The organism is [Leptolyngbya] sp. PCC 7376 (assembly GCF_000316605.1).
Lineage (GTDB): Bacteria > Cyanobacteriota > Cyanobacteriia > Cyanobacteriales > MRBY01 > MRBY01.
The window spans coordinates 1221033-1242590 of record NC_019683.1 but is presented as its reverse complement, the minus strand read 5'-3'; the positions used below and the strand labels follow the sequence as shown (position 1 = coordinate 1242590).

18 protein-coding genes are annotated in these 21558 nt (G+C 46.4%); 7 read left to right on the top strand and 11 right to left on the bottom strand.

The features are described from left to right. The first annotated feature begins 36 nt into the window (after positions 1-36). Entirely contained in the window at positions 37-1224 is a 1188-nt protein-coding gene (locus LEPTO7376_RS05635; protein ID WP_015133257.1) for a hypothetical protein, read from the top strand. A gap of 106 nt (positions 1225-1330) precedes the next feature. Here the strand turns inward: LEPTO7376_RS05635 and LEPTO7376_RS05630 are convergent, their stop codons facing one another. The 6 genes from LEPTO7376_RS05630 to LEPTO7376_RS05605 all read right to left on the bottom strand — a co-directional run bounded on the left by LEPTO7376_RS05630 (position 1331) and on the right by LEPTO7376_RS05605 (position 6652). Next, complete coding sequence (locus tag LEPTO7376_RS05630) at positions 1331-2950, bottom strand: NAD(P)H-quinone oxidoreductase subunit 4 (RefSeq protein ID WP_015133256.1); 1620 nt, start codon at positions 2948-2950, stop codon at positions 1331-1333. 299 nt (positions 2951-3249) lie between these two features. After that, a complete protein-coding gene (locus LEPTO7376_RS05625) occupies positions 3250-3765 on the bottom strand; it encodes an anti-sigma factor (RefSeq protein ID WP_015133255.1) in 516 nt (171 codons plus the stop codon). Positions 3766-3850: 85 nt separating this feature from the next. Beyond that, the gene (locus LEPTO7376_RS05620) at positions 3851-4510 is read right to left on the bottom strand and encodes a sigma-70 family RNA polymerase sigma factor (protein ID WP_015133254.1); all 660 of its coding nucleotides are present in this window, start codon (positions 4508-4510) and stop codon (positions 3851-3853) included. A gap of 104 nt (positions 4511-4614) precedes the next feature. Then, positions 4615-5172, bottom strand: a complete 558-nt coding sequence (locus LEPTO7376_RS05615) for a late competence development ComFB family protein (RefSeq protein WP_015133253.1) — start codon at positions 5170-5172, stop codon at positions 4615-4617. 292 nt (positions 5173-5464) lie between these two features. Beyond that, positions 5465-6373 carry a M23 family metallopeptidase gene (locus LEPTO7376_RS05610; protein WP_015133252.1) on the bottom strand — a complete coding sequence of 303 codons (909 nt, stop codon included), beginning with the start codon at positions 6371-6373 and terminating at the stop codon, positions 5465-5467. Between the two features lie 66 nt (positions 6374-6439). Then, positions 6440-6652, bottom strand: a complete 213-nt coding sequence (locus LEPTO7376_RS05605) for an Hfq-related RNA-binding protein (protein WP_015133251.1) — start codon at positions 6650-6652, stop codon at positions 6440-6442. A gap of 41 nt (positions 6653-6693) precedes the next feature. On the opposite strand from LEPTO7376_RS05605, the gene dapF reads away from it, so the two are divergent. Beyond that, the gene (dapF, locus tag LEPTO7376_RS05600) at positions 6694-7539 is read left to right on the top strand and encodes a diaminopimelate epimerase (RefSeq protein WP_015133250.1); all 846 of its coding nucleotides are present in this window, start codon (positions 6694-6696) and stop codon (positions 7537-7539) included. A gap of 47 nt (positions 7540-7586) precedes the next feature. On the opposite strand, the gene LEPTO7376_RS05595 is transcribed toward dapF, so the two are convergent. After that, entirely contained in the window at positions 7587-8855 is a 1269-nt protein-coding gene (locus LEPTO7376_RS05595) for a GAF domain-containing sensor histidine kinase (RefSeq protein WP_015133249.1), read from the bottom strand. A 272-nt stretch (positions 8856-9127) separates the two neighbouring features. Next, positions 9128-9892: a YebC/PmpR family DNA-binding transcriptional regulator gene (locus LEPTO7376_RS05590; protein WP_015133248.1), complete on the bottom strand. Its 765-nt coding sequence runs from the start codon at positions 9890-9892 to the stop codon at positions 9128-9130. A 250-nt stretch (positions 9893-10142) separates the two neighbouring features. Here LEPTO7376_RS05590 and LEPTO7376_RS05585 point away from each other — a divergent pair, with 250 nt between their 5' ends. Beyond that, positions 10143-13709 carry a response regulator gene (locus tag LEPTO7376_RS05585; RefSeq protein ID WP_015133247.1) on the top strand — a complete coding sequence of 1189 codons (3567 nt, stop codon included), beginning with the start codon at positions 10143-10145 and terminating at the stop codon, positions 13707-13709. Between the two features lie 65 nt (positions 13710-13774). Next, entirely contained in the window at positions 13775-15358 is a 1584-nt protein-coding gene (locus tag LEPTO7376_RS05580; RefSeq protein ID WP_015133246.1) for a SpoIID/LytB domain-containing protein, read from the top strand. Between the two features lie 11 nt (positions 15359-15369). Here the strand turns inward: LEPTO7376_RS05580 and LEPTO7376_RS05575 are convergent, their stop codons facing one another. Both LEPTO7376_RS05575 and eno read right to left on the bottom strand, forming a co-directional pair. Continuing rightward, positions 15370-15663: a hypothetical protein gene (locus LEPTO7376_RS05575; RefSeq protein WP_015133245.1), complete on the bottom strand. Its 294-nt coding sequence runs from the start codon at positions 15661-15663 to the stop codon at positions 15370-15372. A 144-nt stretch (positions 15664-15807) separates the two neighbouring features. Beyond that, on the bottom strand, positions 15808-17100 hold the full coding sequence (gene eno / locus LEPTO7376_RS05570; RefSeq protein WP_015133244.1) for a phosphopyruvate hydratase: 1293 nt from the start codon (positions 17098-17100) through the stop codon (positions 15808-15810). 396 nt (positions 17101-17496) lie between these two features. On the opposite strand from eno, the gene rbfA reads away from it, so the two are divergent. The 3 genes from rbfA (at position 17497) to LEPTO7376_RS05555 (ending at position 19912) form a co-directional block, all read left to right on the top strand. Further along, positions 17497-17883 carry a 30S ribosome-binding factor RbfA gene (gene rbfA, locus LEPTO7376_RS05565; protein WP_015133243.1) on the top strand — a complete coding sequence of 129 codons (387 nt, stop codon included), beginning with the start codon at positions 17497-17499 and terminating at the stop codon, positions 17881-17883. Positions 17884-17889: 6 nt separating this feature from the next. Further along, the gene (locus tag LEPTO7376_RS05560; RefSeq protein ID WP_015133242.1) at positions 17890-19479 is read left to right on the top strand and encodes a glycoside hydrolase family 3 N-terminal domain-containing protein; all 1590 of its coding nucleotides are present in this window, start codon (positions 17890-17892) and stop codon (positions 19477-19479) included. 184 nt (positions 19480-19663) lie between these two features. Beyond that, the gene (locus tag LEPTO7376_RS05555) at positions 19664-19912 is read left to right on the top strand and encodes a DUF4327 family protein (protein ID WP_015133241.1); all 249 of its coding nucleotides are present in this window, start codon (positions 19664-19666) and stop codon (positions 19910-19912) included. Positions 19913-20063: 151 nt separating this feature from the next. On the opposite strand, the gene glmM is transcribed toward LEPTO7376_RS05555, so the two are convergent. Then, a complete protein-coding gene (glmM, locus tag LEPTO7376_RS05550; RefSeq protein ID WP_225901252.1) occupies positions 20064-21470 on the bottom strand; it encodes a phosphoglucosamine mutase in 1407 nt (468 codons plus the stop codon). Positions 21471-21558: the final 88 nt, after the last annotated feature.

Below are 21558 nucleotides of genomic sequence, written 5' to 3'. Positions count from 1 at the left end.
TTATACTGGCACAGATATTTTGATGGCTAATGATCCATGGGACAGACAAGGCGATCACCCCTACATCGCAAAACACCGAGTGGCGGTACAAATCTTTGGTATATCCACTATTCCCGCAGCCATACCGACGGTCAGCCTGTCGAAACAGAATTAGCTTATCTTCGGTTTTTCGCGAGCCAAGCCCAAAAATTAGGTCTCAAGCTCGAAATTTTGACCCATGGTGAAGGTGAAGTCGATATCGAATCAGAGTTGTCTCAGTCTCAATTTTCGCAACTAGATTACCGAGTGATAGTGAGTGAAACACCAGTGCTGAAGTGGGCTGAGGACAGTCTCGAAGTGTTTGATGACGGAACAGTTGCAGTGCCTTTGGATTGTAAGCTTGATCTTTTAGTTGAGGCGATGACAGAAGGGCGGCGATCGCGCTGGCAAAGAAAAATTGAATCCGAGATTCTCGAACAAATTTTAGAGGAAGATCATCTGTGGATTCCCCTTGGAGTCAATGTGAAGAGGGCAGAAATGATTCCGCAACAGCTCGCCGCAGCTGAAGTTCGAGGCCAGTCGGTGCAACCCTTACCCGCATACATCGAGGGGGGCAACATGCTTGTCGGAGAAGATGCTAAAGGTCAAACCCTGGTTCTGATTGGTAAAGACGCGATTGATGCCACGGCGCATCTGAAAGGGATAACAGGCGATCGCCTCCGGGAGTTACTGGCAGAAGAATTCAAATTAGAGAGTGCGGCGCAAATTATTCCTGTGGAGCAGCCTGGCCAATTTCATATTGACATGGGGATTTTATTTTTAGGTCAAGGAATTGTTGTGGTGAATGATAGCGAAGAAGCCCTGAAAAATGCTTTGGAAATGGTGGAGCTGGCTCCTTGCACCACCACTGAAACGATGGCCACTTTAACTCAATTGCAGCACACCCTCGAAAATAGTGCGGTAGAAGATTTGCGACGAGCAGGGCTGGAAGTGAAACGAGAAAACCTTGCCAATGGCGTGTTTTATAACTTCTGCAATGGTGAATTTGTTGAGGCCAAAGATGGAAAAAACTATTACGTCACGAATGGAGCAGCTCCAGAACAAGAAGAACGCTTCCGGGAGCTAATGATACAAGAATGGCAAGTGGTTAGCGATGTGATTTTTTCGCCACGAGAACTCACTCACAAAAGTCTGCAAGAGCGAGGTGGCGTTGGATGTCGTGTGAAAGGGGCCTGCGCCGTTTAAAGATTGCGGCGATCGCCTCACCATTAAAAAATTCCCAACAAAAAAGAGCCCCGTAGGACTCTCGATTTAGCTTACTTAATTGTAAAAGAAATGGATAGCTTGAACCCTAGGAGTTCGGCAAACTCGGCGCAATCATTGCGGGAGTGTGCATTGCCTCAAGTACTTGATTGGCTTGTAATCCTTGATTCTCAGAGGCTTTTTGAGCGTAAACAGGTAAAGAAGAACGAACCTTACTCGCCACTTCTACCGTTTTCACATCGTAGGTACGCATTGCCAACTTAGGATATAGACCAATCGCAATAATTGGCGCAATTAAACAGGCTGCAATAAAGATTTCGCGAGGCTTTGCATCAGAACCATTAGGCATTGATTTTTCTAACTTCGCAGGGCGATCGCCGTAGAAAATTTCGCGCAACATTGAGAGCAAATAAATTGGCGTTAAAATTACGCCCACAGCTGTCAAGAAGACCGCAATCACCTTAAAACTAGAGCTGTAAACATCACTTTCGCTGAGGCCGAGGAAAATTGTTAGCTCACTCACAAAGCCACTCATACCGGGTAATGCGAGGGATGCCATAGCTGCTGCCGTGAACATCGCAAAAGTCTTGGGCATTAATTTTCCAATACCACTCATCTCATCCATCATCAGAGTATGAGTGCGGTCATAGGTTACACCCGAGAGGTAAAACAGTGCCGCTGCGATAAAACCGTGGGACAGCATTTGAAGGACTGCACCGTTCATACCGACATCAGTAAAGGATGCAATACCGATTAAGACAAAACCCATGTGGGAAATCGAAGAGGAAGCAAGACGACGCTTGAGATTTGTTTGACCGAAAGCAGTCAGCGCACCGTAAACGATATTGACGATACCGAGAATAATCAGCAGAGGTGCAAACTTGATGTGAGCATCAGGGAGAAGCTCCATATTGAAACGGATGAGACCATAGCCACCCATCTTCAATAACACACCTGCCAAAATCATCGACACAGGTGCAGACGCTTCACTGTGAGCATCAGGTAACCAAGTGTGGAGAGGGAAAATTGGCAACTTCATTCCGAAACCAATCAAGAAACCAACATAAGCGAGGGTTTCAAGCATAATGGGGTAATCTTTCATCCCAAGCTCTTGCATATCAAAGGTCAGATTATCGCCATAAAATGCGAGAGCCAATGCTGATGCGAGGATAAAAACAGAACCCAATGCTGTGTAGAGAATGAATTTGGTTGCTGCGTAGAGGCGTTTTTTACCACCCCAGATGGATATGAGTAGATAAACCGGTACAAGCTCCAATTCCCACATGATGAAGAATAGGAGAACATCCTGTACAGCAAATACACCAATCTGTGCACTCAGAAGGACGAGCATCAAAAAAGCGAATAGCTTTGGTTTCTTTGTGACATTCCATGATGCCAAGATTGCCAACGTCGTGATCAACGTTGCCAAAACAATTAAGGGCATCGACAAACCGTCAACACCCAAAGACCAATTCAACCCAAGTTGGGGAATCCACGCAAATTTTTCTGTTAGCTGAAATTCTGTGCTGCCAAGGCTGTAGTTATTCCAGAAGGCAGTGATGAGGAGACAAAAGTCTGCGAGGGCAACGCTGAGGGTATACCAACGAACTGTTTTGCCGTCTTTGTCGGGGATGAAGGGAATCGCGAATGCCGCCATCAGAGGCAGGGCGATCGCCGAAGTAAGCCAAGGAATTTGTAAGCTATCCATGAGAGGTAGTAATAAATGCTTATTATTGCGATTACTCCGATTATATTAACGAATGTTACAAAATGCCAAGCTTTTTTTATGAAAAAATCTTTAATAATCTCCCAAAGATAGATCTATAGCTATCTGTCTAAAGAAGGAATTGTCTTAAGTCGATGCATTGGCCTTAAGGTGCAGATGAGATTCTTGAATCTCGACGAAGACGAGCAACTATCACGCAAATAAAAAAGGAGGCGATCGCCTCCCTGAAAGATATTGGTATTTTGTTGTCGATTAGTCTGTCGATCCAAAGATGTCAGCAACTATGGTGTGTCGCTCGCTGTCGCCAATTTAGGAATTTGTAAGACTGGACGATTGAGCGCTACGACGAGTGCTTCCTCTTGATTAAACTCATTTGGCTCTAAGAGCGTTGGTGTCGAGGGTTGAGAATTCCTGGCAAATTGCTCTGTTGGGTTAGAGCGAGGAATATTACTGACCACTCCTGCAATAAATAACGCGGCGATCGCTCCACTACCCCATATGGAGAGAACTTTGCCTTTTCGCCATCGGAGCCTAGTAAAGACTTGATTCGAGAGTTTGCGGTGGGATTGACTTGCTGGCGTTGGCATCGCCTGTAGTCCTTGCCGAATTTGATGCAAGTGAAGATATTGCCGTTTAAACTCAGGATCATGGTCAAGTAGAGCCTGAACTTGGCGTGATTCCTCAGGAGTTGCTTCCCCGTCAATATAGGCACTGAGGAGTTCGATGTGTGCCAATTTCTCGTCTGTCATGGCGCTGATATCTAAGTTGGGGTCAGTATTCACACGTTTGTTTTTCATCTCTACGTCACCACCCTGTTCTATATACAGGATTATATAAAATTTGTTGGGCTTTTAACTGGCTTTTAACCCATAATTTGTCAGCCTACGTATCGTTAAGATATGGCTTTAGCATTTCCTGTAATTTTGCCCTAGCCCTAGCAATGCGAGATTTCACTGTGCCTAGGGAAACACCAGTCATCTCAGCAATTTCTTCGTAAGGTAAACCTTCAATTTCCCTTAAGACAATCGTTGTCCTGAAAGCTTCAGGGAGTTGGGCGATCGCCCCCTTAAGGTGCTCGTAAAACTCCTGCGTTGCCAAATCATCATTAGGACTTGGGTCATCAGAAGGTACATCCCAACTAATTTCGCCATCCTGAGTCCGGAACTTATTATCCAGAGATAAGGGACGACGAACCCGCTTCCGCTTCCGCAACTCGTCATAAAACAGATTTGTTGTGATGCGGCTGAGCCAACCCTTAAATTTCTTCGGGTCATTCAGGCGACTAATATTGCGATAGACGCGGATCCAGACTTCCTGGGATAAATCAGCTCGATCCTGCCAATCGGGAGCAAGATGATAGAGCAAGCGATCCACGTGGGACTGGTAGCGCCGTAGTAACTCCACAAACGCAGCTTTTTCCGGCTGACTTTCCGCTTGGCAGCGGAGAATCAAATCATAATTAGAGAGCTTTTCCGGTGACACACATTCGTGGGAGGCGACTCCCTCATAGGAAGAAACAGAAAGCTGGAGAGATTGACTCATGGCTTCGCTCAAGAACTTATCTCGCTAAACAATGTCCCTTTATTTGACATCAAGGCGATTGTAAAAGTTCCATTGAGGTGGACAGAAATAAAACTGTTTACGTTTTATTCCTCAGAAACCGGAGCTTTTCCCTCAAAGCTAGGCGCGTAGTCTCCGAGGAGCTTACTCACCTGTGACAACACCATACCATCCTGTTTCGTCGAGCTAATGGCTTGTCTCTCTGGATAGAATTCAGGACGATCTAGGTAACGGGCTAGAGCTTCATCGACTTGCTGATTAATTAAATCTTGTAATTCCTCTTGGGCTTTTTGGCGCTGATAGGCCGCACCCTCTTCTGTGGTGGCATAGAGAGGCGGTAGACGGTTGAGGGCATAAGCTGCGATATCACCAACATCTAGAGATGCTTCGCTAGTGGCTTCGATTTCTGCGACCCGCGCAATGGAGCGACTGATAACCAGTTCTTCCATCACATTAATGAATTGTTTACGAGGAACAGCGACGACTTCACCGGTAAGGAGTGCACCCATGAGCCGGTCGAGAGCCATATATTCTTCAATAGAAAGCTCCGATGCCATATCGCATATACGACCCACTTCCGCTTCCATGCTGGGGGTCAGATACCCATCCTTTAGGGCTTGTTCAACAATTTGATCGATACTCATAGGTTTGCTAGTGAATCTCTGATAAAAATACCAATTTCTGATTTATGTTTGCGTAAAAAAATGACAAACAGGCATCGGCAGGCAAAAACTTCATCAAACTTCTGATGTGTCCTAGCCTACAGAAATAATAGTTCCCCTGCCCGGAATTTCCCATACATCTTCGTGTGTAAATGCTAGAACGCTCATATTCTTAATTATCTACAAAATTTCAAGACTGGAATGGAATTTTAAATAGTTAACAGGAATGCAAGCTAATTCTAGAGCTGAAGGTGTTCAATCTAGGGGGACTATTTTAATCCATTCCCTGCGATCGCCACGGCACAGGATCAACTGCGACACCATTTACATAAAACCCCCAGTGGAGATGAGGACCGGTGGAAGCGCCTGTAGAACCTACTGTCCCAACCTGTTGTCCTGCCTGGACGAGATCGCCCTCCTTGAGGGTACTTGGAATGCTATTGAGGTGCAGCATGATACTGATGACACCTTGGCCATGGTCAATTCCGACTGTATTGCCGTGGACGCGAAAACCATTTTTTTCATAGTCAATCAAAGCAATTTTTCCAGCAGCAGGGGAAACCACTGGGGAACCGTAGCCTGCTGCATAGTCAATGCCACGGTGGTAGTAGTCCTTTGCGAATACGCCATTGTAGTAACGTCGTACGCCAAAAATTGTCGAAATGCGTCCATTGTTAGGACGGACAAGTTTGCCGCTCCAATACTTGGTTGGGGAAACGATGGCTTTAAATGCAGCGACACGATCGAGTTCATATTGGGTAGCGCCACCAGATGCCGCACCCGTAATCGTGATTCGTTGGGTCGGAAAAGAGCGATTTTGAACCCATACGGCAATGTTGCGAGTTTCGTTGCCATCACTCACTCTGAGGACAGTACGACCATGGTTATCGAGGGGAGAAGTTGGAATAAGAGCTCGGTAGCGATCGCCAGCCGCATCAATAGGGAAAGCAGGATAGCTGTCAGCTTGGGTCGCGCCACTTTTCGTAAAACTAACGGTTAGCTGTCCAGCATTTTCTGGTGGCAGGTTGCCAGGTGGATCGATTTCAACCACCATACTTTCCCCTAACTTCGGACTGCTCGGAGATAGCTCTACCTGAAGTTGGGGTTCGGTTTGGGCCAAACTTCCCGTCGACATTGTGAGGGCAGTAACCGTACTTAAAAATATCGTGCGGAGCATCGTCATTATAGAAAAAGGAGTAGGGTTAAAAATCAAGAATATATGCAGCGTCAATCCCACGATTACCGGACGTTAGGTCTGGGCTTTGAGATAGGCGATCGCCTGCCGAGAAACAATCACTTGCTTATCCTCAGCATCAACTAAACAGACACAGTAGGGATCTTGCCATAATAATTTGCCAACCAAAACATCATTCGTCAGGAGTTTAATTTCTGTTTGTGTCGAGTCTTTGATGCAGGTTTGGATTTTGCGGACACTGGGATAGCCTGTATTAAAGTCTGTCATAATGGCATTCTAGTTTTACTGATTTAGCTTAACCGACAAGTATGGCGCTGGAATTTACAAAATATCAAGGTCTTGGTAACGATTTTATTTTGCTCGATAATCGCCAGCAAACCGAGCCTCTCGTCACACCAGAACAAGCCGCTAAACTCTGCGATCGCCACTTTGGGATTGGAGCTGATGGCGTGATTTTTGCATTGCCAGGAACCGATGGCTCCGATTACACCATGCGTATCTACAATTCCGACGGTTCAGAACCGGAAATGTGTGGCAACGGCATTCGGTGTATGGCGAGATTTATCGATCAGCTTGAGGGTGGTAATCCCGTCGGTAAAACCTATGATATTCATACCCTCGCAGGTATGATTCGTCCCCAGCTCGAAGCGGAAGAGCAAGTGCGTGTAGATATGGGTGAGCCAATTTTAACGCCTGCCGAGATTCCGACTTCCCTTGCCGATGATGCGGGTAAATCCGTTAATCAACCTCTCGATGTCGTCGGTAAAACTTGGACAGTAACCTGTGTCAGCATGGGCAACCCTCACTGCATTACCTTTGTGGACGATGTAGCAGCGATTCCTCTAGAAGAGATTGGCGCTGACTTTGAAACTCACTCGGCATTTCCCCAAAAAATTAATACTGAGTTTATTGAAGTGGTGCGCCCAGACTATATCAAAATGAGGGTTTGGGAGCGCGGTGCTGGGATTACGCTAGCTTGTGGCACGGGTGCTTGTGCATCGGTGGTGGCAGGGGTGCTCACTGGTAATTGCGATCGCCTTTGTACTGTTGAGTTACCTGGCGGTTGTCTACAGATTGAATGGTCTAAAGCTGACAATCATGTTTATATGACTGGCCCTGCGGAAATTTCTTTTCAGGGTTCCACTGCTCTTTAAAACTGGAAAGGAAAAGGCGATCACCTCTTCTTCTTTTGAACTCAGTTTTAATCTGATGCTTTGGGACGATTAGATTGACCTTTATTGTGATCAATGGGGAGACGAAAAGAAAATGTCGATCCCTTTGACAATTCACTGTCAATCTTGAGTGTGCTGCCCATTTTCTGGAGATAAGTGCGACACAGCATTAAGCCAATGCCTGTGCCAATTTCGTTCGCCGTACCTTTTGTTGATGCTTGTCGTTGGTGATTGCGAAGAGCCTGTAGAGTCTCTGGATTGATGCCTAAACCTGTATCTTTTACGCCAAGGACGATTTCATTTTCGTCATGGGAGGCAAATAAAGTCACTTTGTCTTGGCGATTGGAATATTTGATTGCGTTACAGAGCAGATTACGCCAGACGATATTTACGAGTTCCGGTTGGCCAATGCCCCATAAATCTGGTTCTAAGTCTGCGGAGAGAATAACTTGTTTGTCGAAGGCTCTCTGTTTGACCCAATCGAGAGTTTGGGTGGCGATCGCCTCAATCGAGAATGGAATAAATGGAGCTTTTTCTGCATCCATTTGTTGCTGTATCCATTGCAATACATGGGTGAGCTGGTTCGATGTGCGTGCCAAATCTGGCCGTAGCGTTTGCATGAGTGCCTTAAGCTGATCTTCATCTAGAAGATCTTGATCAAAAGCTTCCACAATACCCTCGATGGATGAAAGGGGACTCCGCAAATCATGGGCAAGGACGGAAATAAGTTCCGTGCGAATTTTATTGCCAGCTTCCAGTTGTTTGGCTTGGGACTGAATGAGTTTCAGACTTTGGGTCGATTGTTGTAAGGCAAGCCTTAACGCTAATTGTCTTTCGACTTGCGTACCTAGAAACACGAGAATTTTGCGTTCTTGTTTAGTGAGGGTACGAGGCTCAGGAGCAATGATACAGAGTGTCCCTAATTTATTGCCATCAAAGCCTCGGAGGGGTTTACCCGCATATAAACGGATATAAGGTGCGCCAGTGACTAAAGGATTATCTGCAAAACGTGGATCTTTGCTGGCATCTGGGACTTCGAGAATGTCGTCTTGATGAATGGCATGGCCACAAAAGGAAATTTCCCGTGGTGTTTCTTTGGCATCTAAACCAATACAGGCCTTAAACCATTGCCGTTTTTGATCGACCAAGGAGACTAGTGCAATGGGTGTGTTGCATAATTCTGCTGCCATGGCAGCAATCTCATCAAAGGCAGCTTCTGCGGGGGTATCTAAGATGTCGTATCGATGGAGGGTTGCTAATCTCTCTGATTCATTGGGCAACGGTGCGGGGACAAGCATGAAAGTTCGGTTGATAAGTAGTGAATCAATCGGTAGTGCTCGGCAGATAGCTCTCCATGATGTGGTGAGCGGGTCTCCGTCAAAAAATCTCAATCAGTCTCAGTATTCAGAAATAGTCTATGCGGTATCTTGCCTAAACAAAAGCTAAGGACTGTGTGAACAATGTTCTGAGTTGACAAATAACCTGTAGGTTAGCTGATGATGACAACTCCACCAATCTAAGTCATTTTTTTTAGCGATAGTTCTATTCGAGTTGACGATCCGTTATATCTTTACAATTTCGCTATATCAACATCCGCAGCGATCGCCAGATTTGCGGTGACATTTTGTACATCATCCAGTGCTTCCAATGCGTCAATCATTTTCAGTACTGACTGAATGTTGGAAACATCATCCAATTCCATTTCTGTTCCTGGTATCCAGCGTAATTCAGACTCTTTCACCGTAAACTGAGCTTCCTGGAGCGTTTTGCCAAGATATTCGAGATTATCGACCGTCGTTAAAACTTCAACCTCTCTATTTTCTTCGATAAAATCGTAGCTTTCTGCTTCTCCGGCCATGGAGGCTTCGAGCAATGCTTCTTCGTCAATCTCCTCCCGTTCCTCTAAAATTACGACCCCTTTGTGAGTAAACATCCAACTCACACAGCCCGTTTCACCAAGATTGCCACCATTTTTGCTAAAGGCTTCTCTGAGATCTGCTGCGGTACGGTTGCGATTATCTGTTAGGGCTTCGATGAGAATAGCGACGCCTCCTGCCCCATAACCTTCATAGCGAATTTCTTCGTAGACCGTGTCTCCACTATTGAACGTACCTGCCCCTTTGGCGATCGCCCGATCAATGTTGTCATTGGGAATCCCCGCAGCTTTCGCCTTTTCAATCGCTGTACGGAGCTGGAAATTCCCCGTCGGATCAGGAATCCCTTGCCGCGCTGCCACAATAATCGCCCGTGAAAGCTGCGTAAAAGTTTTTCCCTTTTTCGCATCGACCCGCGCCTTTTGGCGTTTAATATTTGCCCACTTACTATGTCCAGCCATTATGAATTTTGACAACAAAAATAGAGTTTTTCCTCTAGTCAATATTGGGGATTAAAGCGGGTGAAATCAAGGACTTAAGAGAAAATTCCGGTTTTCCCCCCAGACCAACGCACAGAATAAACAAACATCACACAATTGATTTTTTTGACAAAGCAAAGATTTCTCGCAGAGGCTCAAAAAGATTGAGCTATGCTGGTTGTAATTTTAAAACTATGTCAATTCTTCGATCTTCGTTTGGCGAGAGGCAGCAGTGAGTAGTAACGGCAATTCTTCAAAACAAAATTTAGGGTCTAATTTCGACGACGAATTGTCGGATCTGTTTGGGGAATTAGGCGGCGATACTGACCCCGACTCTACTGGCGAGCCTAGTGAATCGCTTGCGGACGAATTAAGCGATTTATTTGGTGCAGATATCAATCCCCAGGCGACTGTACCGTCGATTGACAATAATTTAGAGCAACTTTTAGAGACACAGAAAGAAGAAGAAGAAGATCCCACACCTGCTTTGCCCGATATCGCTGCCGCAGAACTGACCCCAGAAAGTTTTGATGCGCTTTTTGGTGATGAAGGAAATAGTGAGCCAGAAGGGATTGACCTCGACTTTGCCCGCATGACCCTCACGCCAGAAATGGAACCTCCAGCGAGTGAGGCTGAGATTGAATCTGAGCTGGATACGCTCTTCGGAGAAAATAATGCCGCTGATGAAGAGGCTGACGAGAATTTGGACATCTTTGCAGAAACTAGCGAGCCAGAGACAGCAGAGGTTGTATCGGGCCTAGAAAGCCTATTTGCCAATAGTCCAAGTGTTGAAGTTGAGCAGGAATTAGAAGCGGATTTAGATCAATATTTTTCTAGCCGCAGTACCTTCCCTGGAGAACCATCTAGCTCTCCAGCGGAACCTGTTGCACCAGAGGAACCAACACCGACTCCTGAGCCGATATCCGTTGCGCCCACCACTACTTATAAACCGGCGATCGCCACATATCCTGATTTAGATTCTCTCGCAGCTTTTATCGATCAACCAGCAACGAATCCCGCTGCAAACTGGCAAGATCTCACCATGCTTGTGGAAGGAAGTCAGAAGACCATTTCCCCACCAGAATCTGCTGTCGCTGCGGCGATCGCCGCGGTACCTAAGAAGCTCTCAAAAGAAGACATCGCTAGTGCCAGAGATACCAACTTCGATGACCTGGTCGAGCTTCTCGAAAAAGCCGATATCGAAATGGGTGGTCCCCCAACAGTTAGCACAGCTCCTACAGCAGGACGTGCCCGTCAGCCCAAACCCAAAGCATTTGAGCAGACCATGCGGATTCCCGTTAAGCAGCTGGATAACCTCAGCAACCTGATGGGAGAGCTGGTTGTTAACCGGAATAGCCTTGAAGAGAGTCAGGAAAAACTCAGACAATTCCTCGATAGTCTTGTGGGTCAAGTGCAGCGCCTGAGTGATATTGGTGGGCGAATGCAAGATCTCTATGAACGTTCTCTCTTAGAGCGTTCCCTACTGGCCAGCCGCAACCAAAACGACCATCGTAGCAACCATAGACCGAATAATAGTATTGACGCGAAAAGTACCTTTAGTGGCAGTAATGGGCAGGATTATGATCCGCTAGAAATGGATCAATTCACTGGCTTTCACCTCCTCTCCCAGGAAATGATTGAGTTGATCGTGCGTGTTCGCGAGTCTTCCTCTGATATCGAATTCCTAGTGGATGACACTGAACAAGTTGCTCGTAATCTCCGACAAGTCAGTACCCAGCTCCAAGAAGGTTTAACCAAGTCACGGATGATTCCGTTCTCCCAGGCGGCCGATCGCCTAATGCGACCTGTGCGAGATATTTCGAATAAGCTCCATAAAAAAGCAGTTCTTGATGTCGAAGGACGGGATGCTCTGATCGACAAAATGATTCTAGAGCAACTCTATGATCCGCTTACCCATCTGATTAATAACGCCATTACCCACGGTATTGAGCGGCCTGATGTTCGTACTCGTCTCGGCAAGTCTCCCACCGGTAAAATTTCTCTGAAAGCCTTTGTGCAGGGTAACCAAATCGTAATTGCGATTAGTGATGATGGTGCTGGCATTGATCCTGAGGTGATTGTCCGTAAAGCGCTAGAGAAACGTCTCACGACACCGGATCAAGTCCGGAATATGCCTCAGCAAAAAATCTATGACTTTATTTTCCATCCAGGTTTTACGACGAAAGATAAAGCCGATGACTTTGCGGGGCGGGGCGTTGGGATGGACGTGGTACGCACCGCTCTTGGTGCGATTCGCGGCACCATCACGATTGATTCTGTGATGGGACGAGGTACAAACTTCACGATTCGTCTACCCCTCACGCTCAATATTTGTAAGGCGCTCTGCTGTCTTAACCGCCATGCTCGTATTGCTCTGCCAATGGATGGTGTAGAAGATATGCAGGACTTTACGCCTGATCGAATCGAAGTGCAGGAAGAGCGGAAATACATTACATGGCGCAACTCACGGTTACGTCTACATCCATTAAATAATCTGTTAACTCACCAGCGGCGACTCACTCGTGGATCTATTTATGGTGGGGCAGCAGATCCTGATCAAATCCCAGTTGTTATTTTGCGCAGTGCCGGTAATTTACTTGCGTTACAAGTGGATCAGGTGATCGGTGAGCAAGAAATTGTAATTAAACAAATTGAAGGACCAATTCCAAAACCTGCAGGTATTTCTGGGGCAACGGTTTTGGGTGATGGCACGATTATGCCTGTAGCAGATGTCCTCGAATTGTTGGAACTTGCGGCGCAAGGTCGTGTTCGTAAGTCTTCATCTTGGCAGCAGGAGGCGCAACCTTTCCATGAAGAAGCTCAAGGTTTTGCAACTGAGCCGATGGTACTGATTGTGGATGATTCGATTACTGTACGGGAATTGTTATCGATCAGTTTCACGAAGGCTGGTTATCGTGTGGAACAGGCACGGGATGGTCAGGAAGCCTGGGAGAAATTACGAGGTGGTTTGCCTTGTGATTTGGTGTTCTGTGATATTGAGATGCCACGTATTGATGGTTTAGAGCTGTTATCTCGCATCCAAAAGGACGAGAATTTAGCGAAAATCCCGGTGGCAATGTTGACCTCCCGTGGTGCCGATCGCCACCGTCAAATGGCCGCTCAGTTAGGAGCGAGTGCTTACTTCACGAAACCATATCTGGAGGAGGCATTGCTGGATGCAGCCTTAAAGATGCGGGAAGGAGAAGTGCTACTGCCAGGTAGTACTCGTCCAGCGAATGTGATGGTGCAAGAACCTGAGCTTGAGTTATCTGAGTTGATGAGCCAAAGTTCGTTGCCTGGTCTGCCTGTTGAGGAGCCGATGCCGAATGTCGAAGAAAGCTATTACACTGCGCCTCCATCCCAGGCTGTGTATAACGATTTTGGGACACAGGCAACGTTTAAGGTTTTAATTATTGATGACTCGGTGACGGTGCGGGAACTTCTTGCTATTACCTTCCAAAATGCGGGCTATATGGTGGAAAAGGCGCGGGATGGTCAGGATGCGTTAGATAAACTTTTGGCGAATCCTGATTTTAATGTGGCATTCTGTGACATTGAGATGCCACGTATTGATGGTTTAGAGCTGCTAAATCGTGTGCAGGAACATGAGGGTTTACAACATATTCCGATTGCGATGTTGACCTCCCGTGGTGCTGAACGTCATCGTAAGATTGCGGCTGATCGTGGTGCAAAAGCCTATTTCACAAAGCCTTATGTGGAAGATAATCTGCTGAAAGCGGCGGAGCGACTGATTCGCGGCGAAGTACTACTGGATGAAAATGGTAAAGTAGTGGGATAGTTTTGATAATTTTGTCGTCTTGTTTTTTAGGTTTATAAAAGGCGATCGCCGTAGGAGTTGACCCAATGCTTCAGTCGAAGGCTGTACTATTTGGTGCGGGTTGTTTACTGGGTTTTTCTGTGTTATCTTCCCAGCCCACTGCCGCGAAGGATGTCGAGATCAAAGTTGGTATTGTGCAACGCTTTGGTGAGGAAGAGTCTGATACTTTGACCATCGGTAGCCTGCAGGGCGATCGTCTCAGGATTGAAATTGAGACGGGTGGCAAACCCCAAATTTTAGAGGCGAATGAGATCACTTTTACCCTCGGTGCTCGCGATCTCAAGCAACCAGAACTGTCTGAACATATTGTCCTCAGTGACCAAGGTACCTTTGAAACGGCGGAAGATAGCGCCAAAGAGTGGCGATCGCGCGGGATCGAAGTGGAAGTTACGCAGCCGGGACGATGGCAGGTTTGGGCCCACCGGGATGTATACAATACGCCACTGCTTAGACGGTTGCTATTAGAGAATTTGAAAGCTGCAGGATTTAATAATCCTTATCTCAGTTCTGAGGTGTTAAAGGAGCGGGCGATCGCCTCTTTTGTAGTGGGCGGATACCGTTATAACCGTTCCAATGTATCCATATACTCCGCCAATAACTTATTTGAGATCCAAGAGGACGGCGGTAAGAAAAGTCGGTTTGCAGGTCGCCTGAGACTCCAGCCCAATGCCTATGGTACTTATTCGTTAGTGAATGAGGTCAATATTGAGACCTATTTGCGGGGTGTGGTTCCTTACGAAATTGGTAAAAGTGCTCCCAATAATGCGGTGGAAGCCCAAACGATTATTGCACGTACCTATGCCCTCCGAAATTTGCGGCGGTTTGAAGCTGATAACTACGAAATGTGTGCCACTGTCCATTGCCAAGTTTATAAAGGTCTCGAAGGCAGTACCAGTCGCATCGATCAGGCGATCGCCCGCACCAAAGGTTTAGTTCTCACCTACGACAATGAACTGGTGGATGCCCTATATTCTTCCACGACGGGCGGTGTAACGGCTTCCTTTAGCGATGTGTGGAATGGTGCCGAACGCCCCTATCTCAAAGCGGTGATCGATTCTCCCAATCAAGTATGGGATCTCGGTTCCGCATCCCTTGCTGATGAGCAAACCTTCCGTAAATTTATCGCCCTCGACGAAGGGTTTAATGAGACTGGCCGTAATGTATTCCGTTGGGAACGTTCCGCCACCTTAGCTGAACTCGCTACTACTCTCCAAAAATATCTCGAAAAAACCCAGCATCCGCTCGAAGGCATTAAGTCAGTTCAGAAGCTTGAAATTATTCGGCGATCGCCCTCCGGTCGAGTTTTAGAGTTGGATGTCACAACCGATAAAGGTATTGTTAAACTGCTAAAAAATGAAATCCGAAGTGCATTAGGGCCACCACGGAGCACATTATTTTATTTGCAACCTACCAAAAATGCCCAGCAACAAATCACGGGGTATACATTTATCGGTGGTGGTTTTGGCCATGGCGTTGGCATGAGTCAATATGGCTCTTATAACCTTGCAAACTTAGGTTGGTCAGCCGCAAAAATTCTAGATTTCTATTATCCTGGCACCACCCTACAACCCTTAAATGATTCAATTGTTTTTTGGGAAGCGAGTGACTAATATTTACAACGTTATAAATAGCTAGAAACAGAACGCAAAACATCTGGAATTGGTGTGTCTTCTGGGAATTTTAGGCAGGTTTCAGAGTAGCCAAGATAACCTGATTCCGTAAAGGCCATAAGCATTCTGGCAAGGGCAATCCACACCTCTTGATCAAATTCCCAATTGTCTTCTCGTGGGGCATAACAAGAGATTGACTTTAATGCCCAAAAATAACTATTTCTCACAACAGATCCGCCTTTTTTGAAAGGTGGCACATCATCTTTTTCAATACATAAAATATCGTCTTGAATAAATACGCGCATGGGCAGAAAAATTAATTGAAGGCGACAGATATCTAAAAGTCTATAACACCACAAAATTGAGAGGTTGTAGGCGATCGCCCATAAATAAAAAAGACCCCAGCCGAAACTGAGACCTTTTTTGATTAATTCTTCAAACAGCAGAAATTAAAATTGGGGGCCGAGACCAACTTTCGGTGCATAAACCGCGCGATCGCCGAGTTCATCTTCGATGCGGAGAAGACGATTGTATTTTGCAACCCGCTCACTACGACAGAGAGAACCTGTCTTAATCTGGCCAGCACGAGTCGCAACAGCGAGATCTGCAATCGTTGTGTCTTCAGTTTCACCAGAACGGTGGCTGATTACAGATTGATATTGATTGCGAGTTGCAAGATCGATAGTCTCAAGGGTTTCAGTGAGCGTACCAATTTGGTTGAGCTTAATCAGAACCGCGTTACCAGCCTTCTGCTCAATACCTTTCTGTAGACGAACCTTATTCGTTACGAACAAATCATCACCAACAAGTTGAACGCGATCGCCAATCTTTGCAGTCAGGGCCGCCCAACCTTCCCAGTCGTCCTCATCAAGACCATCTTCAATGGAAACAATGGGGTATTTCTCCACCATCTCAGCGAGGTAATCGACAAACTCTTCACGGCTATGTGCTGCACCATCATAGGTGTACTTGCCGTCAGTATAAAATTCACTAGCTGCAATATCGAGGGCAAGCGCAACCTGTTTACCAGGCTCATAGCCAGCTGCTTTGATCGCATCCACAAGGATTTCTAGCGCTTCCTCGTTGGAACCAAGGTTAGGTGCGAAACCACCCTCATCACCCACACCCGTTAAAAGACCTTTCTTATCGAGTACCTTGCTGAGGGTTGCGAAAACCTCTGCCCCCCAACGCAATGCTTCTTTGAAAGAATCTGCACCCACAGGCACAATCATAAATTCTTGAAAATCAACATTATTTGCTGCGTGCTCACCGCCGTTAATCACGTTCATCAAAGGCACAGGCAAAACATTTGCCAAAGGGCCACCAAGGTAACGATATAAAGGTAGGGCAAGCTCTTGTGCTGCGGCCTTTGCTGTTGCGAGGGAAACCGCGAGAATTGCATTTGCACCGAGATTTTTTTTGTTGTCGGAGCCATCACGGGCAATCATCGCGTAGTCGAGTGTGCTTTGGTCGAGGGCATCTTTCCCAACCAGTTCAGGTCCAATTTTTTCTTTGGCATTGCGGACGGCTTTGAGTACTCCTTTGCCGCCGTAACGAGACCCATCTTCATCCCTAAGCTCACAGGCTTCAAAACTACCAGTCGATGCACCACTCGGAACCTGCGCTAATCCGAATGCGCCACTGACTAAGCGGACTTCTGCTTCTACGGTGGGGCGACCTCTAGAGTCTAAAATTTCTCTTGCGTCAATTGCTTCGATGATTGCTTCGGATTTATCCAGCATTATTAGGCTTACTCACTGACCATTTGTAACAGCATTAAAGATACCCTGTTCCGGAAGCTTTGTTGCATTTTTTACAGTATTCCTTCACTAAATAGGTGCGTTGTCAAGAATTAACGATATATCTTGAGGTTTGCTTAATGTTTGCCGGGATAGGCTTTGAGCGTGGGAGATGGTGTGCTGGTGATAGGGATTGTTGAATGGGTTGGTTTTTTCAAGATAGACTAGGGGCGTTGTAATCCCTCTCTGTCGGGAACCGCAACTCGAACGATGTGCTGGGTTTCGTAATCCGTTATTCGTTGTAGGACGTTTCTACAATTATTTCGTCACTGGCAGTCGGGTTACGAAGATAATTCGGGTTGGTTTGGTTTTGAGACAAGGTAGCAGGAGGTAAAAGTCATGGCTAATAATCGACGGGTATCTAAGGTTTCTTCGCTCATTAAGCGGGAAATTAGCATGATGCTGATGCAGGATATTAAGGACGACCGTGTTGGTGCTGGCATGGTCAGTATTACGGATGTGGAAGTGTCTGGTGATCTCCAGCATGCCAAGGTGTTTGTGAGTATTTATGGTTCGGAAGAAGCTCGCACGGAAACGATGGAAGGTTTACGAGCCAGTCAGGGTTTTGTGCGCCGGACTTTAGGGAAACGGGTGCGTTTACGTCGTTCGCCGGACATTCACTTTATTGAAGATCGTTCGCTTGAGGAAGGCGATCGCATGATCCATTTAATTAATAAGTTGGAGATTAAGGAACCAGAAGAGCTTGAGTCTGAGGAAGTGGTTTAACGGTTGATGGGTGCGCTACCAAGTATTGATTCGCTTTCGTTACGGCAACTGATTGGACAACTAATTGTGGTGCGGTCGTCTGGTTTTTTATTTGATGGCGATCGCCTCTACCCTCAGTGGGAAGAAGACAACGAAACACTCCAAACATGGATCAAAGATTGGTCTGTGGGTGGGGTGATTTTATTGGGTGGTAGTGCGGCTGAGGTTTCTTTCAAAACAAAGCAGTTGCAAAGTTGGGCGGATATTCCGCTGTTGATTGCAGCAGATATTGAAGAAGGGGTGGGGCAACGGTTTTCTGGGGCAACTTGGTTTCCACCACCGATGGCTTTGGCTGAAATTTATCGCAAGGATAAGAATAAGGCGATCGCCCTTGCTGAGCAGATGGGGGAGAGTACGGCCAGAGAAGCGTTAAGCATTGGCATTAATTGGATTCTTGCACCAGTGATGGATGTGAACAATAATCCTGCCAATCCGGTGATTAATGTCCGTGCCTTTGGGGAAACGCCTGAAGAGGTTTCTACTTTGGGTGCTGCGTTTATTCGTGGCGTACATCGGTTCCCTGCGCTCACTTCTGCCAAACATTTTCCTGGTCACGGTGATACGGCAATAGATTCCCATGTATCGCTACCAACCATTCCCCATGATGTAGAGCGCCTAAAAACGATTGAGTTACCGCCGTTTCAAGAGGCGATCGCTACCGGTGTGGATACAGTGATGACGGCTCACCTGATGATTTCTGCGCTAGACCCTGAACGCCCCGCAACCTTATCGCCCCAAATTTTGACCGATTTATTACGACAACGATTGGCTTTTGATGGCCTGATTGTGACCGATGCCTTGATGATGGGTGGAGTTACTAATTTTGCTAAATCTACAGAAGTTGCGGTTATGGCCTTGGAAGCTGGGGCCGATATTTTATTGATGCCACCAGATGTTGGAGTGGCCATTGATGCCGTCGAAGCTGCGGTGCAATCCGGCCGCTTAAGCGTTGAGCGTCTTAAAGAATCCGTCACCCGCATCTGGCAAGCTAAACAAAAACTCGTTTCCGAGAAAACATTGATCTTCCCCGAGGCGATCGCTGAGAAGCAGACGAAAGAGATTGTCTTAGAGATTTTTTCCCGTTCCAGCAAACAAAACGGCTGTCAGAAATTCGTGACAATCGATCAAGATTCTCCAGCCCAAAACTTAATCCTTGTTGACTCAATCTTAAAAAGCGACTTTCTGAAGCCTAATTGTCCGGCGATCGCCATGCCCCAAGCCCATGGTTTTACGCCGCAAATCATTGAATTAAGTCAATTCCAGAATTACGACGTCACAGCTATTCCCACTATCATCCAAATTTTCACGCGAGGGAACCCTTTTACAGGAACTTTGATAGACCCTTTAACTCTGTTGAGAAAAGTCTCTCTAAAGGTAGAACTTTTAGCAATTGTTAATTATGGAACGCCCTATTTTGTCGCTGAAATTTTTCAAGCTTTCCCAAATATCCCTAGTATTTTCACTTACGGACAAATGTCGCTTTCTCAGATCGATGCTTGCTCAAAACTCTTTGACAACAAAGCTTCCAGGGATTTGTCTCAACGCGAGTTCACCTAAAAACGAAACGTGAAAACCACTCAAAGATTAATAGAAAGTTAAAAAAAAGAGAGTGATAGACTTTAGTTATTTTAAGAAAAAAATCACTTAAGTATTCAAATATACAGCGCTTTTTCTGTAGCGATGCTGTGCATTTTCTATTAAGATGTGCCTATAGTTCTTCATCTGCTAAGAGGTAACAAACATGAGTATCAAAACGATGCCTCAGACAATCGATCAAAGTAAACATTTCTCGATTGAAATGCTAAAGGATGAAGTTCAGCAGCTATTGGAGATGGGCAAAGTTGACTGCAGTCAACCAATCTATGTGCTCTGCCAATTTATCCCCGCGCGCGAGTGGGTCGGTGTAGAGCGTGAACTCGAACGCCATGGTTTTCTCCTAAGAGATCATATTGCAGACTTGAACCCTGCACAATGCTGGGGTGACGACTAAAGTTGTAAACACGAATTGCAAAATTGAATCTAACGCTTATGGGTCATGGTTTAGGGCGACTCAAACCTAACATCTCATAAAGCATAAAAAAGAGGACAGAACGTCCTCTTTTTTGCTAGGGCATGAATAGGGAATTAAATTGATTAATGTTTTAGGAAAAATTCTCTTGCACAATATTGACGAGGTGCTGTGTCCAATGGTCAACGAGGGACTGCTCTTCTGCTTCAACCATCACACGAATAACAGGCTCTGTACCAGATGGACGCACTAAGACGCGGCCTTTGTCTCCCATCGCTGCTTCAGCTTTGGCAATTTCTGTTTGTAAAACATCACAGTCTTGCCAATTTAAACGGCGATCGCGATCTTCGACACGCACATTCTTAAGGAGTTGTGGGTACGTTTGGAAGCTCTGATCGATGAGTTCACTCAAGGAAGTATTTGCTTCTTTTACAAGCTGGGCAAGGTGAAGAGCCGTTTGAATACCATCGCCAGAAACACTGTGGTGGTGACAAAGAACATGACCTGATTGTTCGCCACCAAGCATTGCCCCTGTTTCCCACATGGCTGCTTGGACATTTTGGTCACCAACATTAGTGCGCATTAGTGTGCCACCTAATTTTTCCCAAGCTCGCTCGAAACCTAGGTTTGCCATGACTGTACCGATGAGGAGATCTTGCGGTAATTGCCCTGCTTCTTTGAGTTGTTTACCCCAGAGGTAAAGAATGTAATCGCCATCGACAATACGGCCTTGATTATCTACTGCGATAACGCGGTCTGCGTCGCCATCAAAAGCAAAACCGAGATCTGCGTTATTCGCAACAACGGCTGCTTGCAACTGAGCCATATGTGTGGAGCCACAGTTCACATTGATTTTGTCACCATCTGGTTGGTGGTGGAGGGCAATCACTTCTGCACCGCTGGCTGTGAAAAGTTCTGGTGCGAGGTGAACGGAAGCTCCCCAAGCAAGGTCAAGGACTACTTTTGTTCCTTCGAGGGAAAATTGTTCGGGTAATGTTGCGAATACTGCGTCACGATATTGCTGAGTTAGGATGGTTTGATTTTGATATTGACCATGGTCGGGATTGTCTAACCTAAATTCTTCTGTCCGTTGTCCCCGAAGACCTTCTTCGATTTTGGCGCTGAGGTTTTTGAGGAGTTTTGTGCCTTGGTCACCAAAGAATTTAATCCCGTTATCTTCGGGAGGATTGTGGCTGGCGGAAATCATGATACCGCCGATCGCCTCTGTGGTGCGGGCAAGGTACGACACGCAAGGGGTAGGACATAGGCCAACATGCCAAACTTCGAGTCCTGATGCTGTTAATCCTGCGGCGATCGCCGTGGCGAGCATATCGCTAGAATTTCTGGAGTCCTGACCAATAATGACGGGCGCTTGGCGGTCAGCAAGCTCTTGCAAAATTTGACCCGTCCAAAAGCCCACCTGCATTGCGAAGGGAGCAGTTAATAAATCACCTGCTTTACCTCGAATTCCATCTGTACCGAATAACGTACCGTCAGGCAGATCACAACGGAGAGCTGCTGGTGGATAGTCCGCAAGCATACGGCTTAGGGGATGTCCTGCCTCGGGCATAGTCGTCATCATGGATAAGGGTTCCTCGCAAGATATAGACACAAAGATAGCATCTCTA

Bases quoted from the DNA above. Each gene is read 5' to 3' on its own strand.
- LEPTO7376_RS05635 (WP_015133257.1), top strand. From the start codon at position 37: ATGGGACAGACAAGGCGATCACCCCTACATCGCAAAACACCGAGTGGC.
- LEPTO7376_RS05630 (WP_015133256.1), bottom strand. From the start codon at position 2,950: ATGGATAGCTTACAAATTCCTTGGCTTACTTCGGCGATCGCCCTGCCT.
- LEPTO7376_RS05625 (WP_015133255.1), bottom strand. From the start codon at position 3,765: ATGAAAAACAAACGTGTGAATACTGACCCCAACTTAGATATCAGCGCC.
- LEPTO7376_RS05620 (WP_015133254.1), bottom strand. From the start codon at position 4,510: ATGAGTCAATCTCTCCAGCTTTCTGTTTCTTCCTATGAGGGAGTCGCC.
- LEPTO7376_RS05615 (WP_015133253.1), bottom strand. From the start codon at position 5,172: ATGAGTATCGATCAAATTGTTGAACAAGCCCTAAAGGATGGGTATCTG.
- LEPTO7376_RS05610 (WP_015133252.1), bottom strand. From the start codon at position 6,373: ATGACGATGCTCCGCACGATATTTTTAAGTACGGTTACTGCCCTCACA.
- LEPTO7376_RS05605 (WP_015133251.1), bottom strand. From the start codon at position 6,652: ATGACAGACTTTAATACAGGCTATCCCAGTGTCCGCAAAATCCAAACC.
- dapF (WP_015133250.1), top strand. From the start codon at position 6,694: ATGGCGCTGGAATTTACAAAATATCAAGGTCTTGGTAACGATTTTATT.
- LEPTO7376_RS05595 (WP_015133249.1), bottom strand. From the start codon at position 8,855: ATGCTTGTCCCCGCACCGTTGCCCAATGAATCAGAGAGATTAGCAACC.
- LEPTO7376_RS05590 (WP_015133248.1), bottom strand. From the start codon at position 9,892: ATGGCTGGACATAGTAAGTGGGCAAATATTAAACGCCAAAAGGCGCGG.
- LEPTO7376_RS05580 (WP_015133246.1), top strand. From the start codon at position 13,775: ATGCTTCAGTCGAAGGCTGTACTATTTGGTGCGGGTTGTTTACTGGGT.
- LEPTO7376_RS05575 (WP_015133245.1), bottom strand. From the start codon at position 15,663: ATGCGCGTATTTATTCAAGACGATATTTTATGTATTGAAAAAGATGAT.
- eno (WP_015133244.1), bottom strand. From the start codon at position 17,100: ATGCTGGATAAATCCGAAGCAATCATCGAAGCAATTGACGCAAGAGAA.
- rbfA (WP_015133243.1), top strand. From the start codon at position 17,497: ATGGCTAATAATCGACGGGTATCTAAGGTTTCTTCGCTCATTAAGCGG.
- LEPTO7376_RS05560 (WP_015133242.1), top strand. From the start codon at position 17,890: ATGGGTGCGCTACCAAGTATTGATTCGCTTTCGTTACGGCAACTGATT.
- LEPTO7376_RS05555 (WP_015133241.1), top strand. From the start codon at position 19,664: ATGAGTATCAAAACGATGCCTCAGACAATCGATCAAAGTAAACATTTC.
- glmM (WP_225901252.1), bottom strand. From the start codon at position 21,470: ATGCTTGCGGACTATCCACCAGCAGCTCTCCGTTGTGATCTGCCTGAC.